The sequence below is a fragment of the Streptococcus sp. OMI750 genome, from assembly GCF_047463895.1.
GTDB lineage: Bacteria > Bacillota > Bacilli > Lactobacillales > Streptococcaceae > Streptococcus.
The window spans coordinates 24,780-40,574 of record NZ_JASHCZ010000006.1 but is presented as its reverse complement, the minus strand read 5'-3'; the positions used below and the strand labels follow the sequence as shown (position 1 = coordinate 40,574).

Sequence of the window (15,795 nt, the reverse complement as noted above, 5' to 3'; positions counted from 1 at the left end):
TAGGTTTGATTTTCATCAACTGTAACAGTATAACAAAACTTTTTTGTAAAGTAAAGTTACTTGACAAAAAATTATTAAAAAAATCTCCTGCCTCATCAAATGGGACAGGAGTTTTCCTTAAAGGTCTATTTCAAATGGCTCATCAATCGTTTCCGAAACGTATTTGCCATCCTTTTTTCGTTGCTTGACACATTCTGTCAGCAGGTACTCGATCTGACCATTGACCGATCGAAAGTCATCTTCTGCCCATGATGCGATAGCAGCATATAACTTGGCTGACAGTCTAAGTGGAATTTGCTTTTTCTTTTGATCAGCCATTCTTAATAGAGACTTCCTGTGTTGACAATTGGTTGTGCATCATGATTGCCACATAGAACGACTAGAAGGTTCGATACCATGGCAGCCTTCCGTTCTTCGTCTAGCTCTACAATCTCTCCTTCGCTCAAGCGTTCAAGGGCCATTTCAACCATCCCAACTGCTCCATCGACAATCATCTTCCGCGCATCGATAATGGCAGACGCTTGTTGGCGTTGAAGCATCACAGCTGCGATTTCTGGAGCATAGGCCAAGTAAGTAATGCGAGCCTCTAGAATTTCGAGCCCAGCATCTTTAACATGTGCTTGAATCTCTTCTCGAATGCGACTGGCCACGATTTCACTAGAGCCTCGGAGGCTACCCTCATCTGCCTGGCCGTCTCCTGTCGTATCGACATTAGGAGCTACATCATAAGGATAGATGCGGACAATATTACGAAGGGCACTATCACACTGCAATGAGAGATATTCTTTGTAGTTATCCACATTGAAGACTGCTTTAGCCGTATCCACTACGCGCCAAGTAACTGCAATACCAATTTCTACAGGATTCCCTAAGCAGTCATTGATCTTCTGGCGAGAGTTGTTCAAGGTCATCACTTTTAAGGAAATATTCTTTTTACCTGTCTCGATGGAAATATTGTTGCCTTCTGATGTTTTACTGACAGACATGGGGGACTTGGTGGTGACATCACCACTTTGGCCCAAGCGGGTGTTATTGGCAGGATTGACAGCGACACAGAAGGGATTGACAAAGTAAATACCCGCTTCACGAATGGTTCCAATATAGTTCCCAAACAAGGTCAAGACCAAGGCCTCTTGCGGTTTAATAATTTTGATCCCCGCATAGCACACCAGACTAGCAATAAAGAGAAAAATACAGGTAATAACTCCAATTGCAAGCGGGAAACCTTCTGGTAAACTAGCAATCGCACTAATAAAGGCAAAAACTAAAACAAGATCTCCAACTAGCAAGCCTACAAGGACAGCTAAGCCGTTTTTCTTTTGGGTTAAAATTTTTTCTTCCATGGGACAAGCCCTTCTTTCTTTATGATATCTAAATGATATCACTTTGTTTTTAAAAGTCAAGATATAACTGTAAACTATTTTAGCAAGCAAGCAATTGAGCTAAATTGTCTGAAAATTCAAGAATTTTCTTCTGTCGTTGGGCCGTAAATTGTGCTATAATAATAGAAAAACGATGAGAGGGAATCAGATGACAGAATTAGATACACGCCATCGTAGTAGTGTCTACGACAGTATGGTCAAATCCCCTAACCGGGCCATGCTCCGGGCAACTGGGATGACAGATGAAAACTTTGAAAAACCAATCGTAGGGGTAATCTCTACTTGGGCTGAAAACACACCTTGTAACATCCACCTCCATGATTTTGGAAAATTGGCAAAAGAAGGTGTCAAAGATGCGGGAGCTTGGCCAGTCCAATTCGGCACCATTACGGTTGCGGACGGGATCGCTATGGGAACACCAGGGATGCGCTTCTCCTTGACGTCTCGTGATATCATTGCGGACTCTATTGAAGCGGCCATGGGCGGTCACAACGTGGATGCCTTTGTAGCCATCGGGGGCTGTGATAAGAACATGCCTGGTTCGATGATTGCCATTGCCAATATGGATATCCCAGCGATCTTTGCCTATGGTGGGACCATTGCACCGGGTAATCTGAACGGCAAGGATATCGACTTGGTTTCTGTTTTCGAAGGGATCGGGAAATGGAACCATGGTGATATGACTGCTGAAGAAGTGAAACAATTGGAATGTAACGCCTGCCCTGGCCCTGGTGGTTGTGGTGGGATGTATACGGCCAACACCATGGCGACAGCGATTGAGGTCCTTGGGATGAGCTTGCCAGGTTCCTCTTCTCACCCTGCTGAATCAGCGGATAAAAAAGCCGATATCGAAGAAGCAGGTCGTGCAGTTGTGAAAATGCTTGAAATGGGACTGAAACCATCTGACATCTTGACCCGTGAAGCCTTTGAAGATGCCATCACAGTCACAATGGCACTTGGTGGTTCAACAAATGCGACTCTTCACTTGCTTGCCATTGCTCACGCAGCCAATGTGGACTTGACCCTTGAAGACTTCAACGATTTCCAAGAGCGCGTGCCTCACTTGGCAGACTTGAAACCTTCTGGACAATACGTCTTCCAAGACCTTTACAATGTCGGTGGTGTGCCAGCCGTTATGAAATACCTTCTTAAGAATGGTTTCCTTCATGGGGATCGCATCACATGTACCGGTAAAACGGTGGCTGAAAACTTAGAAGCCTTCGCTGATTTGACACCGGGTCAAAAAGTCATCATGCCACTTGAAAATCCGAAACGTTCGGATGGTCCATTGATCATCTTGAAAGGGAACTTGGCTCCAGAAGGGGCGGTTGCTAAAGTATCAGGTGTGAAAGTTCGTAACATCACGGGTCCTGCTAAGGTCTTTGACTCCGAAGAAGCTGCCATTGAAGCGGTTCTTTCGGATGAAATCGTGGATGGCGACGTTGTTGTTGTTCGTTTTGTGGGTCCTAAGGGTGGTCCTGGTATGCCGGAAATGCTGTCCTTGTCATCCATGATCGTTGGGAAAGGCCAAGGAGATAAGGTGGCCCTCTTGACAGACGGACGCTTCTCTGGTGGTACTTACGGTCTCGTTGTTGGACATATCGCGCCTGAAGCTCAGGTCGGCGGTCCAATCGCCTACCTCCACACAGGGGACATGGTGACAGTTGACCAAGATACCAAAGAAATCACCATGCATGTCTCAGACCAAGAATTGGCGAAACGGAAGGCTGAAACAACCTTACCACCACTCTATAGCCGTGGGGTACTCGGTAAGTATGCCCACACGGTATCCTCTGCTTCACGCGGTGCCGTGACAGACTTCTGGAACATGGAACAGTCTGGTAAACAATAAGATATGAAAAAACTCACTTTACTAATTTGTAAAGTGAGTTTTTTCGATTTATCGTGGTGGAAGTCCTAGGGCAATGCGCCCATAACGACTGATCCGTGTAATTTTCCAAGCCGGAGACCAAGTTACTTCGACCTTGACATCCTCAATCCCATCAATTTCTTTTAGGCGAGCGACGATTTCGATCGGAAGACTCTCGGCACAGCTACAGGCAGTATCGGTAAAGGTCATGACTACCTTGCAGGTTCCCTCTTCATCCAGGTCCAACTCGTAAATCAAACCGAGGTTGTAGACATCCAACTCAACATCTGTATCAAATACAAGCTCTAACTTCTCAATCAATTGCTTCTCTAGTGCTAGGGCACGGTCGTTAATCTTGATATCCTCTCTCATCTCGCTATCCTTTCCCTCTGTATGATGAAAACTATTTTCTCACAATTCCGATCATAAAGCAAGAATAGATCCGTCATTTGACCGATTGAGCCGAACGAAAAACAGTCCAGCCTCCATTTCTCTTCGAATTTGTGGTAAAATAGAGGCAAAAGTAAGACAAAGGATGAAGGCTATGAAATTACAAAAACCAAAAGGGACCCAGGATATTCTTCCTGGCGATTCAGCTAAATGGCAATACGTAGAAGGTTTTGCACGCAAGGTCTTTGCGAGATACAATTATGAAGAGATCCGTACGCCTATCTTCGAACATTATGAAGTCATCAGCCGTTCAGTAGGAGATACGACGGATATTGTCACTAAGGAAATGTATGACTTCTATGACAAGGGAGACCGTCATATCACACTTCGTCCAGAAGGAACAGCCCCTGTTGTTCGTTCGTATGTAGAAAATAAACTCTTTGCGCCTGAGGTACAAAAGCCTAGTAAATTTTATTACATCGGTCCAATGTTCCGCTATGAACGTCCTCAAGCAGGGCGCTTACGTCAATTCCACCAAATTGGGGTAGAATGCTTTGGGTCGAGCAATCCTGCAACGGATGTTGAAACGATCGCGATGGCGGCACAATTTCTTAAAGAATTGGGAATCGACAATGTAACCTTGCACTTGAACACTTTGGGAAGTCCAGCCAGTCGTCAGGCATATCGTCAAGCCTTGATCGACTACCTCTTGCCAATGAAGGATCAATTGTCTAAGGATAGTCAACGCCGTTTAGAAGAAAATCCTCTTCGTGTCTTGGATTCAAAAGAAAAAGAAGACAAGGTGGCTGTTGAACAAGCTCCTTCCATCTTAGACTATCTAGATGAAGAAAGCCAAGCACATTTTGATGCGGTTCGTCGAATGTTGGAAGACTTGGGGGTGGCCTATGTCATTGATACCAACATGGTGCGTGGCTTAGATTACTACAACCACACGATTTTTGAGTTTATTACAGAAATTGAAGGCAATGAATTAACTGTCTGTGCGGGTGGTCGCTATGATGGTTTGGTCGAATACTTCGGTGGCCCTGCGACAGCTGGTTTTGGATTTGGGATTGGTCTGGAACGGATTCTTCTCGTCCTTGAAAAGAAAGGCATCGAATTACCGATCGAAACAGGCCTAGATGCCTATATAGCCGTCCTAGGAGATGAGGTCAATGAAGCAGCCCTTAGCTTGGTTCAAGCTCTTCGAATCCAAGGTTTCAAAGTAGAGCGTGACTATCTTGGACGTAAGCTCAAGGCACAATTTAAGTCAGCCGATGTCTTTGCGGCCAAGGCCTTAATTACCTTAGGAGGTAGTGAGGTTGAGAGCGGTCAAGTAACTGTGAAAAATAACCAAACTCGTCAGGAAGTAACAGTGGCTCTTGAAAGCTTGAAGCAGGACTTCCAAGCCGTTTTAGTTGAATTAGGATTAGCATAAAAAAGAGCAAGCCCAGAGCTTGCTCTTTCTGTGTGTTAAAAAAAGGTCCGGATTTTCTGCCTTCTAAGAGCAACAATTCCGAACATTTGGTGAAAAGCCAATAAATTTTCAAGCCTTTTATGATATAATGAGAAGATAACAAGTAAAGGAATGAATCAGTCATGACATTAGTTTACCAATCAACACGAGATGAAAAAAATACTGTAACAGCTAGTCAAGCCATCCTTCAAGGTTTGGCGACGGATGGTGGCTTGTTTACCCCCATTGCATACCCTCAAGTAGAGTTAGATTTTAACACCCTCAAAGACGCTTCTTACCAAGAAGTGGCTAAGCTTGTCTTGTCAGCCTTTTTGGACGACTTTACAGCAGAAGAGTTGGACTACTGTATCATCAACGCCTATGATAGCAAGTTTGATACACCAGTCATTGCGCCTCTTGTCAAACTCGATGGCCAATACAACTTGGAACTCTTCCACGGTTCAACCATTGCCTTTAAAGACATGGCCTTGTCTATCTTGCCTTACTTTATGACGACAGCTGCCAAGAAGCACGGTTTGGAAAACAAGATTGTCATCTTAACCGCGACTTCTGGAGACACAGGTAAAGCTGCCATGGCAGGTTTTGCCGATGTTCCAGGTACGGAAATTATCGTCTTTTATCCAAAAGACGGTGTCAGCAAGGTACAAGAGTTGCAAATGACGACTCAAACTGGGGACAATACTCATGTCATCGCCATCGATGGAAACTTTGACGATGCCCAAACCAATGTCAAACACATGTTCAATGATGTGGCCCTTCGTGAAAAATTAGCAGCCAACAAGATGCAGTTTTCATCAGCTAACTCGATGAACATTGGCCGTTTGGTACCTCAGGTTGTCTATTACGTATACGCCTATGCGCAATTGGTGAAGAAAGGTCAAATCACAGCTGGAGAAAAAGTCAATTTCACTGTTCCAACAGGAAACTTTGGAAATATCTTAGCTGCTTTCTATGCTAAACAAATTGGTCTTCCAGTTGGGAAATTGATCTGTGCATCAAACGAGAACAATGTTTTGACAGACTTCTTTAAAACACGCGTCTATGATAAGAAACGCAGCTTCAAAGTAACCACTAGTCCATCGATGGATATTTTGGTCTCTTCAAACTTGGAACGCTTGATTTTCCACTTGGTTGGCAATGATGCCACAAAGACCAAAGAATTGATGGAAAGCCTCCTTGCAACAGGTCAGTACCAATTGTCCAACTTTGATGCAGACATCTTAGATTTGTTTGCGGCTGCGTACGCAGATGAAGCAGAAACTGCTGCAGAGATCAAGCGGGTCTATGAAGCGTCTGATTACATCGAAGACCCTCATACAGCCGTAGCATCAGCCGTTTATCAAAAATACCGGACTCAAACAGGGGATACTGCTAAAACAGTCATTGCCTCTACAGCAAGTCCTTACAAATTCCCAGTTGTAGCAGTAGAAGCGGTGACAGGCGAGACAGGTCTAGGCGATTTCGAAGCCTTGGCCAAATTACACACCCTCTCAGGTGTCCCTGTACCACCTGCTGTAGACGGTCTTGAAACTGCACCGGTTCGCCATCGTACAAGCGTGGCAGCTAAAGACATGCAAGCAGCCGTAGAAGACTACTTGGGACTGTAATTCTCCCTATTAGAAAGATAAAAAGAGCCGTTTGGCTCTTTTATATACGCATGAATTCATACAAAAAAATCTTAAACATCGCCCTTCCTGCCATGGGTGAAAATTTCTTACAAATGCTGATGGGCATGGTGGACTCTTATTTAGTGGCTCACCTGGGCTTGATTGCTATCTCGGGTGTTTCCGTCGCAGGGAATATCATCACCATTTATCAAGCCATCTTTTTGGCACTGGGTGCGGCAGTTGCCAGTGTCATGTCCAAAAGCTTGGGCGAAAAAAATCAAGACACCATTGCCTACCATGCGACAGAGTCGCTGAAGGTGACCTTGTTGTTGAGTGCTCTCTTAGGAGGGGCTTCGCTGTTATTTGGACGCCAGATGATTTCGCTGTTGGGGACTGAAGCTACAGTAGCCGAAAGTGGGGGGATTTACCTTTCCTTGGTCGGCGGGACCATTGTTCTCTTAGGGTTGATGACGACCCTGGGCTCCTTGGTTCGGGTGGCCAACAATCCACGTCTGCCTATGTATATCAGCTTGTTAACCAATGTTTTAAATGCTCTATTCTCCTCTGTGGCCATTTTCCTTTTTGGCTGGGGAGTTGTCGGAGCAGCTTTGGGGACTGTGCTAGCGCGTCTGATTGGCGTTATCCTCTTGTGGCAAAAGGTCCAGCTGCCCTTTGCTCCCCTTCGTTGGGGATTGGACCGTAAGCTTTTAAATTTAGCGCTGCCAGCTGCCGGAGAGCGGCTGATGATGCGGGCTGGAGATATAGTGATCATTGCAATCGTGGTCGCTTTTGGTACCGAGGCAGTCGCGGGCAATGCCATTGGAGAGACTTTGACCCAGTTTAACTACATGCCGGTATTTGGAGTGGCCACAGCGACGGTCATGCTCGTAGCACGGAGCCTCGGTGAAGGTGATCTTGAGCAGATTGATCGCCTTCGAAAGCAGTCTTGCTGGTTGTCCTTCGTGTTAATGTTACCTATTGCCTTGGGAATCTTTTTTGGGGGCACCCTTCTGACCCATCTCTACACACAAGATACAAAAGCAGTAGAAGCTAGCCTTTCGGTTGTCCTCTTTTCTTTGTTAGGAACGCCGTTTACAGCAGGAACGGTTATCTATACAGCTGTTTGGCAAGGCTTGGGAAATGGGAAGCTTCCATTTTACGCAACGACCATTGGCATGTGGGTCATTCGAATTGGAGCCGGTTATCTGCTTGGAGTAACTCTTGGCTTTGGCCTTCCAGGTGTCTGGACGGGGACGCTGCTGGACAATGGTTTCCGTTGGCTGTTTTTGAGTCAACTTTATAGACGAAAGGTAGGAGAGAGAAAATGACAAAACGAGCCCTTATTTGGGATTTGGATGGGACCTTGCTGGATTCCTATGATGCTATTTTGGCGGGTCTTGAGGAGACCTATGCATCTTATCAGCTTCCGTTTGACCGAGCCAGCATTAAAGACTACATCTTAAAGCATTCGGTTCAGGATCTTTTAGTAGCGGTGGCGGAGGAGCACCATCTGGATGTGACGGACTTAAATCATCGCCGAGCAGAAAGTCTAGCAGAGAAAAATGCCCAGGTCCTTCTGATGGATGGGGCGCGTGATGTCCTGTCCTGGGCGAAGGATGCTGGGATCGAGCAGTTTGTCTATACCCATAAGGGAGAGAATGCCTTGGTCATCCTGCAGGACTTGGGTTTGGAATCTTTTTTTACAGAGATTTTGACCAGTCAAAGTGGTTTTGCTCGCAAGCCTGACCCAGCAGCTGCGATGTATCTGATGGGGAAGTATAGGTTGAAGCCAGAAAAGACCTACTATATTGGGGATCGGAGCCTGGATATTGACTTTGCAAGAAATAGCCAGATTCAGAGTATCAATTTCTTGACGTCTGACTATGAAGGTAATCATCAGATGGAAAGTTTATTAGATATTCCAGCTATTTTAAACGTTGAAAAGAATCTGTAAAGAATTTGTTTTCATTTTGAAACAAAGTCGTAAGCTTTCTTTAAGAAATGTCCGCTATAATAGAATCATAAACAAAGACCTCCTAACTTTGTTTAGAAAAATCCTAAAACTTTTCTTTTTCATAATAATCTCCCTAAGAGTCGCCCAATCAGGCGGCTTTTTTTGTGCGAAAGAATAGTGCAAGCTCTTTTTCTTGCCAGGAGATGAGAAATGGTTTACAATTGACTAGTCAATTGTTGATTTATCAAAAAAGCATTGGAGAAGGAATATGGCAGAAATAAATGATTTGCTCTACCAACTACGTTTGGCAGATCAATCGATTACACAGCTATTTGAAAAGCGGCTAGGGATTAGCCTAACACGCTATCAAATCTTGCAGTATCTATTAGAACAAGCACCTTGTAATCAGATCGCGGTTCAGGAACGCTTGCAGATTGATCCAGCAGCTTTAACCCGGCATTTCAAAATACTAGAAAAGGAAGGGTTTGTCCATCGGAGTCGAAATCCAAAGAACCAGCGGGAAATCGTAATCCATCTGACAGATACGGCCTATAATCGGTTGGTCAATCGCCCTCCTCGCTATCATGTAGCGGTGAAAGAACAGATGAGCCGCATTTTAAACGCTCAAGAACAAGAGCAATTTTCTTACCTACTGGATAAATTAGTGTCTGGTATTGAACAAATAACGATTGAATAAAAAGGAGAATCTACAATGTCATTACTGACGATTATTTTAGCGAGTCTTGCTGCGCTGGAGCATTTGTATATTTTTTATTTGGAGAGTATCCGAACCACATCTGATACCACCAGTCGGGTTTTCAACATGGATAAAGAAGAACTCGCTCGCCCATCTGTGACCTCCTTATTTAAAAATCAAGGAATCTACAATGCCTTGATTGGTGTCTTCCTCTTGTATGGATTGTTTGTGTCCAAAAATATTGAAGTCGTTACGATTTTTGTGCTCTTTATTATTGGAGCAGCGGCCTACGGTGCGATGACAGCCAATAAAAAGATTATCTTGACCCAAGGCGGTCCTGCAATTTTAGCTTTGTTGAGTATCCTATTATTGGGATAAAAAGGACGGGCCGCTAGGGCTCTTTGAGCTGATTGTATTAAATTAGTGTAGAAAAAAGTATAAAAAAAGACTAAAAATTTTATTGACTTTCGAAGAAAAAGGGTTATAATGGTAGCAACAGAAAAGTAATGAGTCAGCTATTTTCAGGGAGCTTGTGGGAATTGTGAACAAGCAATAGCGACTGATGAAAATTGGACTGTTATGATCAATGAATTCTAACCCATGTGAATTCGGTTGGCACCCCTTACCGTGCAACTCCTTGATAGAGGAGATAGAGATGTAGGGAAAGACCAGCTATTTTTCCCTATAAAAGAGGTGGCACCGCGGACACTACGCCCTCACACAGTTTTTTGTGTGAGGGCTTTTCTATGTGCCTTAGCAAGCGAAGCGAGCTTAGGCACATTGATCCCAAAGCGCAAACAGAGCGATGGGATAACCTTGACAGCCTTAGCAAGCGAAGCGAGCTTAGGCACATTGATCCCAAAGCGCAAACAGAGCGATGGGATAACCTTAATAGCCTTAGCAAGCGACGTTACGATCCATTAGAAAAAGAGTTCTAAAAGAGAGGTTTCTGATATGAAAAAAGTTTTATCTGCTGATGTTTTGAGTCCAATTTTGGCTTATATGCGTTTGGATGCACCCCATAAAATGATCTTGGAGTCGATCCCTCGTGAAAAAGAGAACGCGCGTTTTTCAATTGTAGCCTATCGGCCGGTCAGTGAAGTCAAGTTTGAACATGGCGTCCTCTATTACAATGATCAAATTGTTGAAGAGGATCCTTTGGACTTTTTGAATCGCATCACGGTCAAAACGAAAACTTCAGAAGAGCTTCCTTTTAACGGTGGAGCGATTGGATTTGTCGGCTATGACTTGATCGGTCTCTATGAGAACATTGGTTCCATTCCTGAAGATACGATTGGCACACCAGATCTCCACTTTTTCATATATGAGAGCTATGTGATTTTTGATCACAAAAAGGAAAAGGTCTATGTGGTGGAAGAGAACCTCTATAGTGGACGGAGTGAAGCGGAGCAAGCGTCGAGCTTGGAGCAAGTATTAGCGCAATTGGCAAGACCTGCAAAGGAAGAGTTTCAGGACAAGGACCTGCATGCGCTTCATTTCCACAATCATTTGGAGCAAAAAGAGTTTGAGGAAATGGTGGCCCTAGCGCGGGACTATATTCGAAAAGGAGATATGTTCCAATGCGTGCTCAGTCAACGTTTTTCAGCTGATTTTTCAGGAAAACCATTGGATTATTACCGCAATTTGCGCGTGACCAATCCTTCGAATTATCTCTATTTTTATGATTTTGGGGAGTACCAAATTATCGGGGCCAGTCCAGAAAGTCTGGTGTCGGTCAAGGATCGAGTGGTGACGACCAACCCTATTGCCGGCACGCGTCCAAGAGGGATCGATGAAGAGGCCGATCGGCAGTTGGCAGCTGAGTTGACAGGGGATCCAAAAGAAGTCGCAGAACACCGCATGTTAGTGGATCTAGGGCGAAACGATATTGGGCGTATCGCTCAAAATGGGACGGTCGAAGTGACCAAATATATGGAAGTGGAATTCTTCCGTTATGTCATGCACCTGACCAGTGTTGTCAAGGGGCAATTACTTCCGGGGCTAGCCTCCATTGAGGCTCTGAAGGCAACTCTTCCAGCTGGAACCGTTTCGGGTGCTCCGAAAATCCGAGCCATGAAGCGGATCTATGAGGCAGAAAAAGAGAAAAGAGGCGTCTACGCGGGGGCTATTGGCTATCTCTCTGTGACGGGGGATCTCGATTTTGCTATTGCCATTCGAACCATGATCCTCAAAAATAAGAAGGCTTATGTGCAGGCAGGAGCAGGAATTGTTTATGATTCGATTGCTGAAAATGAATACCAAGAAACCGTCAATAAGGCAAAATCGATGACAAGGATTGGAGAAGAAGGATGATTTTATTAGTTGATAATTACGATTCATTTACCTACAATTTAGCACAGTATATCGGGAAATTTGATGAGGTCCAGGTGCTTCGAAATGATGATCCGGATCTGTACCAAGTTGCCCAAGAAGCAGATGCCTTGGTCTTTTCTCCAGGTCCAGGTTGGCCAAAGGATGCGGGCAAGATGGAGGAGATGATCCGAGATTTCGCGGGGGTCAAACCAATCTTGGGGATCTGCTTGGGACATCAAGCGATTGCGGAAGTTTTTGGAGGACGCTTAGGATTGGCCCCTCAGGTCATGCATGGCAAACAAAGCCAGATCCAGCAAGAAGCTCCCTCTCCGCTATATGCGGGTGTCGCAAAAGAAGTTCCAGTCATGCGCTACCATTCGCTGACGATTGAAGACATGCCAGAGGAGTTTGTCATTACTTCTCGGACGATGGATGATGGAGCAATTATGGGAATTCAACACCGCAGCTTACCGATTTATGGCTTTCAATACCATCCAGAAAGTATCGGGACGCCAGATGGGCTCAAGACCATCGAAAATTTTGTCAAACTAGTCAAGGAGCGGAAGATGAAACAAGTGCTTGCTAAAGTAGCGGAAGGAATGGATCTAACCGGTGCAGAGTTAGAAGCTGCTATGGAGGAAGTCGTTGCTGGTCGTGCTTCAGAAGCGCAGGTGACGGCCCTGCTTCTAGGCCTCAAAATGAAGGGGGAAACTGTTGAAGAACGGACGGCTATTGCAAAAGTGATGCAGGCTTATGCAGTCGCTATTCCTACAGAAGTTCAAGGAGCGATGGACAATTGTGGAACTGGGGGCGATCGTTCTTATAGTTTCAATATTTCAACAACAGCTGCCTTTGTTCTCGCTGGCGGTGGTGTCAAGATGGCGAAACACGGAAATCGCTCGATCTCTTCTAAATCTGGTTCTGCGGATGTGCTAGAAGCGCTAGGGATTAACCTTGATTTGGGTCCAGAAGACTTGGGACGAGTGTTTGAAAAAGCGGGCATTGTCTTTCTATTTGCCAAAAATCTGCATCCTGGCATGCGCTATATTATGCCAGCTCGCTTGGCGCTAGGAGTTCCAACGGTGATGAATTTGACCGGTCCTCTCATTAATCCGATTCCTCTAGAAACCCAGCTATTGGGAACCAGTCGTCCGGATATGCTGGAAAGTACGGCAGAGATTCTAAAGAATTTGGGAAGGAAACGCGCAGTGGTGGTGAGTGGCCCACAAGGTTTGGACGAGGCAGGCCTTGATGGAGAAACCCAGCTAGCTATTTTGGAAAATGGACAGGTTACCTTATCCAACTTTCAACCAGAAGATATGGGAATGGAGCGCGTTGAAATTGATCAAGTACGTGGTGGAGACGCCAAACGCAATGCGGAAATTTTGCTCAGTGTCTTGAAGAATGAAGCAAGTCCCTTCTTAGAGGTGACTGTCTTGAATGCTGGCCTTGGTTTTTTTGCCAATGGCAAAGTAGATTCTATCAAGGAAGGGGTTGCCTTGGCACGTGAAGTGATTGCCAGTGGGGCTGCCCTTGAGAAATTGAGATTATTACAGGAGTATCAAAAATGAGTCAAGAATTCTTGCCAAAGATTCTAAAGGAAAAGGCGCGTGAAGTGGCTACGATGAAAGAAGAGGAACTCCAACCTTTGCGTGAGACCTACCGCTTGTATGATTACCTAAAGAGTCATCCAGATAAGCTTCAGGTCATCGCAGAGGTGAAAAAGGCTAGCCCGAGTCTGGGAGATATTCATGTGGATGTGGATATCGTTGCGCAGGCTAATACCTACGAAGAAAATGGAGCTGTGATGATTTCTGTCTTGACCGATGAAGTGTTTTTCAAGGGCAGTATCGAGTATCTCCGGGAAATATCTAGTCAAGTACGTATCCCCACCCTCAATAAAGATTTTATTGTGGATGAAAAGCAAATAATTCGGGCGCGAAACGCAGGGGCGACCGTGATCTTGTTGATTGTTGCAGCCTTGTCAGAGGCTCGTCTGAAGGAGCTCTATGAGTTTGCGACCCATCTTGGCCTGGAGGTTTTGGTGGAGACCCATAATCTGACAGAACTAGAGGTAGCTCACCGGATTGGGGCTCAGATCATCGGGGTCAATAATCGCAACTTGGTGACCTTTGAGACAGATCTCCATACTAGCCTTGAAGTGGCGACCAATTTTGAACAAGAACCGGTTTACATCTCTGAGTCTGCTATTTTTACAGCAGCAGATGCGCGCATGCTCGCTCCTTATTTTAATGGCATTCTCGTTGGGACAGCCCTCATGAAGGCAGATAATGTGGCTGAAAAAGTAAAGGAGTTGCAGATTGACAAAGGTTAAAATTTGCGGATTATCCACCCCAGAAGCTGTCCAGACAGCTGTTGAGGCAGGTGCGGATTACATTGGTTTTGTCTTTGCACCAAGCAAACGGCAAGTGACACTAGAGCAAGCTCGGCAGTTGGCTACAGGGATTCCAGAGAGAGTTCAAAAAGTCGGAATTTTTGTATCACCACAAAGAGAAGAAGTGGAGAAAGCTTGCCAAGTTGTGGGCTTGGACCTGATACAAGTGCATGGACCGATGGATGATGCCATCTTGCAAGAGTTTCCCCAACAAACGATTCGCGCTGTTCAAGTGGGGAAAGATGCAGCACTTCCTGATACCAGTGCCGACTATCTGCTCTTTGATGCTCCTGTAGCAGGAAGTGGAGAGACTTTTAACTGGAAAAAGCTCGAAAGTCAAAACGTCACAAAGCCCTTCTTTATTGCAGGAGGCTTGACGGAAGACAACGTAGCAGATGCCATCCGCTTCTTTCATCCTTATGCGGTGGATGTATCCAGTGGGGTCGAGACAAATGGAATAAAAGATCAAGAAAAGATAAAACGATTTATAGAAAGGGTCAAGCATGGCATATAAACAACCAGATCAAAACGGATTTTACGGGCGGTTCGGGGGACGATTTGTCCCTGAAACCTTGATGACAGCAGTTTTAGAATTAGAAGAAGCCTACAGAGAAAGTCAAGCAGATCCTTCTTTTCAAGCAGAATTGGATCAGCTTCTGAAACAATATGTCGGTCGGGAAACACCGCTCTATTATGCTAAAAATCTTACCAAATATGTCGGTGGAGCCAAGATCTTTCTTAAAAGAGAAGATCTCAACCACACAGGAGCTCATAAAATTAACAATGCTCTAGGACAGGTTTTGCTGGCACACCGAATGGGTAAAAAGAAGATCATCGCAGAAACAGGGGCTGGACAGCACGGTGTTGCAACGGCAACGGCCGCTGCTTTATTTGATATGGAATGCACCATCTACATGGGGGAAGAAGATGTCAGACGCCAAGCCCTTAATGTCTTTCGGATGGAGTTGTTGGGGGCAAAGGTTCAATCGGTAACAGATGGGTCGCGTGTCCTCAAGGATGCAGTCAATGCTGCCCTTAGAGCCTGGGTAGCAAACGTGGAGGATACCCACTATATCATGGGATCTGCTCTAGGGCCTCATCCATTCCCAGAGATTGTCCGTGATTTTCAAAGTGTCATCGGTCGAGAAGCCAAACGCCAATTTGCAGAGCAAAATGACGGTGCTCTGCCAGATGCCGTCCTAGCCTGTGTGGGAGGCGGATCGAACGCTATTGGCCTCTTTTATCCTTTTGTAGAGGATACAACTGTTGCTATGTATGGGGCAGAAGCGGCTGGCCTTGGGGTAGATACAGACCAGCATGCAGCAACCTTGACCAAGGGACGTCCGGGAGTCCTTCACGGAGCCTTGATGGATGTTTTACAGGATGCGCATGGACAGATTTTAGAAGCCTTCTCGATTTCAGCAGGTCTCGATTATCCAGGAATTGGGCCAGAGCATTCTTATTTCCATGAGATCAAGCGGGCAACCTATGTGCCTGTAACAGACCAGGAAGCGCTAGAAGCCTTTCAATTGCTTTCAAAAGTAGAAGGAATCATTCCAGCCCTGGAATCGAGCCATGCTATCGCCTATGCGGTGAAATTGGCCAAGGAGATGGGGCCTAAAAAATCCATGATCGTCTGCTTATCAGGTCGTGGGGATAAAGATGTGGTACAAGTCAAAGACCGCCTAGAACAAGAGAGAGGAGAGTAAG

15 protein-coding genes and 1 pseudogene are annotated in these 15,795 nt (G+C 45.4%); 13 read left to right on the top strand and 3 right to left on the bottom strand.

Annotated features, from left to right (window positions below):
* Positions 1–117 precede the first annotated feature (117 nt).
* Together QM830_RS09670 and QM830_RS09665 are read right to left on the bottom strand one after the other, a co-directional pair.
* Entirely contained in the window at positions 118–318 is a 201-nt protein-coding gene (locus QM830_RS09670) for a PTS ascorbate transporter subunit IIC (RefSeq protein ID WP_003011522.1), read from the bottom strand.
* A 2-nt stretch (positions 319–320) separates the two neighbouring features.
* The gene (locus QM830_RS09665) at positions 321–1,343 is read right to left on the bottom strand and encodes an SPFH domain-containing protein (protein ID WP_414326753.1); all 1,023 of its coding nucleotides are present in this window, start codon (positions 1,341–1,343) and stop codon (positions 321–323) included.
* A gap of 187 nt (positions 1,344–1,530) precedes the next feature.
* Between QM830_RS09665 and ilvD the strand changes: the two genes are divergently transcribed.
* On the top strand, positions 1,531–3,234 hold the full coding sequence (gene ilvD / locus QM830_RS09660; RefSeq protein WP_414326752.1) for a dihydroxy-acid dehydratase: 1,704 nt from the start codon (positions 1,531–1,533) through the stop codon (positions 3,232–3,234).
* A 48-nt stretch (positions 3,235–3,282) separates the two neighbouring features.
* Here the strand turns inward: ilvD and QM830_RS09655 are convergent, their stop codons facing one another.
* Complete coding sequence (locus QM830_RS09655; protein WP_009732009.1) at positions 3,283–3,624, bottom strand: metal-sulfur cluster assembly factor; 342 nt, start codon at positions 3,622–3,624, stop codon at positions 3,283–3,285.
* Positions 3,625–3,796: 172 nt separating this feature from the next.
* Between QM830_RS09655 and hisS the strand changes: the two genes are divergently transcribed.
* The 12 genes and pseudogenes from hisS to trpB all read left to right on the top strand — a co-directional run bounded on the left by hisS (position 3,797) and on the right by trpB (position 15,794).
* Entirely contained in the window at positions 3,797–5,080 is a 1,284-nt protein-coding gene (gene hisS, locus QM830_RS09650) for a histidine--tRNA ligase (protein WP_414326750.1), read from the top strand.
* 161 nt (positions 5,081–5,241) lie between these two features.
* Positions 5,242–6,726 (top strand): threonine synthase, encoded by a 1,485-nt coding sequence (thrC, locus tag QM830_RS09645; protein ID WP_414326748.1) that lies wholly within the window; start codon positions 5,242–5,244, stop codon positions 6,724–6,726.
* Positions 6,727–6,776: 50 nt separating this feature from the next.
* Positions 6,777–8,054: an MATE family efflux transporter gene (locus QM830_RS09640; protein WP_414326746.1), complete on the top strand. Its 1,278-nt coding sequence runs from the start codon at positions 6,777–6,779 to the stop codon at positions 8,052–8,054.
* Positions 8,051–8,680: an HAD-IA family hydrolase gene (locus QM830_RS09635; RefSeq protein ID WP_414326744.1), complete on the top strand. Its 630-nt coding sequence runs from the start codon at positions 8,051–8,053 to the stop codon at positions 8,678–8,680. Before QM830_RS09640 ends, QM830_RS09635 begins: the two co-directional genes overlap by 4 nt.
* Positions 8,681–8,948: 268 nt before the next feature.
* Positions 8,949–9,377 (top strand): MarR family winged helix-turn-helix transcriptional regulator, encoded by a 429-nt coding sequence (locus tag QM830_RS09630; RefSeq protein WP_414326742.1) that lies wholly within the window; start codon positions 8,949–8,951, stop codon positions 9,375–9,377.
* A gap of 15 nt (positions 9,378–9,392) precedes the next feature.
* Positions 9,393–9,755 (top strand): DUF1304 domain-containing protein, encoded by a 363-nt coding sequence (locus tag QM830_RS09625; protein ID WP_049483572.1) that lies wholly within the window; start codon positions 9,393–9,395, stop codon positions 9,753–9,755.
* A 576-nt stretch (positions 9,756–10,331) separates the two neighbouring features.
* Entirely contained in the window at positions 10,332–11,690 is a 1,359-nt protein-coding gene (gene trpE, locus QM830_RS09620) for an anthranilate synthase component I (RefSeq protein ID WP_414326740.1), read from the top strand.
* Positions 11,687–12,247 (top strand): annotated as a pseudogene (locus QM830_RS09615) (aminodeoxychorismate/anthranilate synthase component II); the annotation flags it as partial. The gene trpE and the pseudogene QM830_RS09615, both read left to right, overlap by 4 nt.
* Before the next feature lie 9 nt (positions 12,248–12,256).
* Positions 12,257–13,261 (top strand): anthranilate phosphoribosyltransferase, encoded by a 1,005-nt coding sequence (trpD, locus tag QM830_RS09610; protein WP_414326842.1) that lies wholly within the window; start codon positions 12,257–12,259, stop codon positions 13,259–13,261.
* On the top strand, positions 13,258–14,025 hold the full coding sequence (gene trpC / locus QM830_RS09605; RefSeq protein ID WP_414326739.1) for an indole-3-glycerol phosphate synthase TrpC: 768 nt from the start codon (positions 13,258–13,260) through the stop codon (positions 14,023–14,025). Before trpD ends, trpC begins: the two co-directional genes overlap by 4 nt.
* Positions 14,012–14,599, top strand: a complete 588-nt coding sequence (locus tag QM830_RS09600) for a phosphoribosylanthranilate isomerase (protein WP_414326737.1) — start codon at positions 14,012–14,014, stop codon at positions 14,597–14,599. The genes trpC and QM830_RS09600 overlap by 14 nt, the downstream gene beginning before the upstream one ends.
* Positions 14,589–15,794: a tryptophan synthase subunit beta gene (trpB, locus tag QM830_RS09595; protein ID WP_414326736.1), complete on the top strand. Its 1,206-nt coding sequence runs from the start codon at positions 14,589–14,591 to the stop codon at positions 15,792–15,794. Before QM830_RS09600 ends, trpB begins: the two co-directional genes overlap by 11 nt.
* Position 15,795 lies beyond the last annotated feature (1 nt).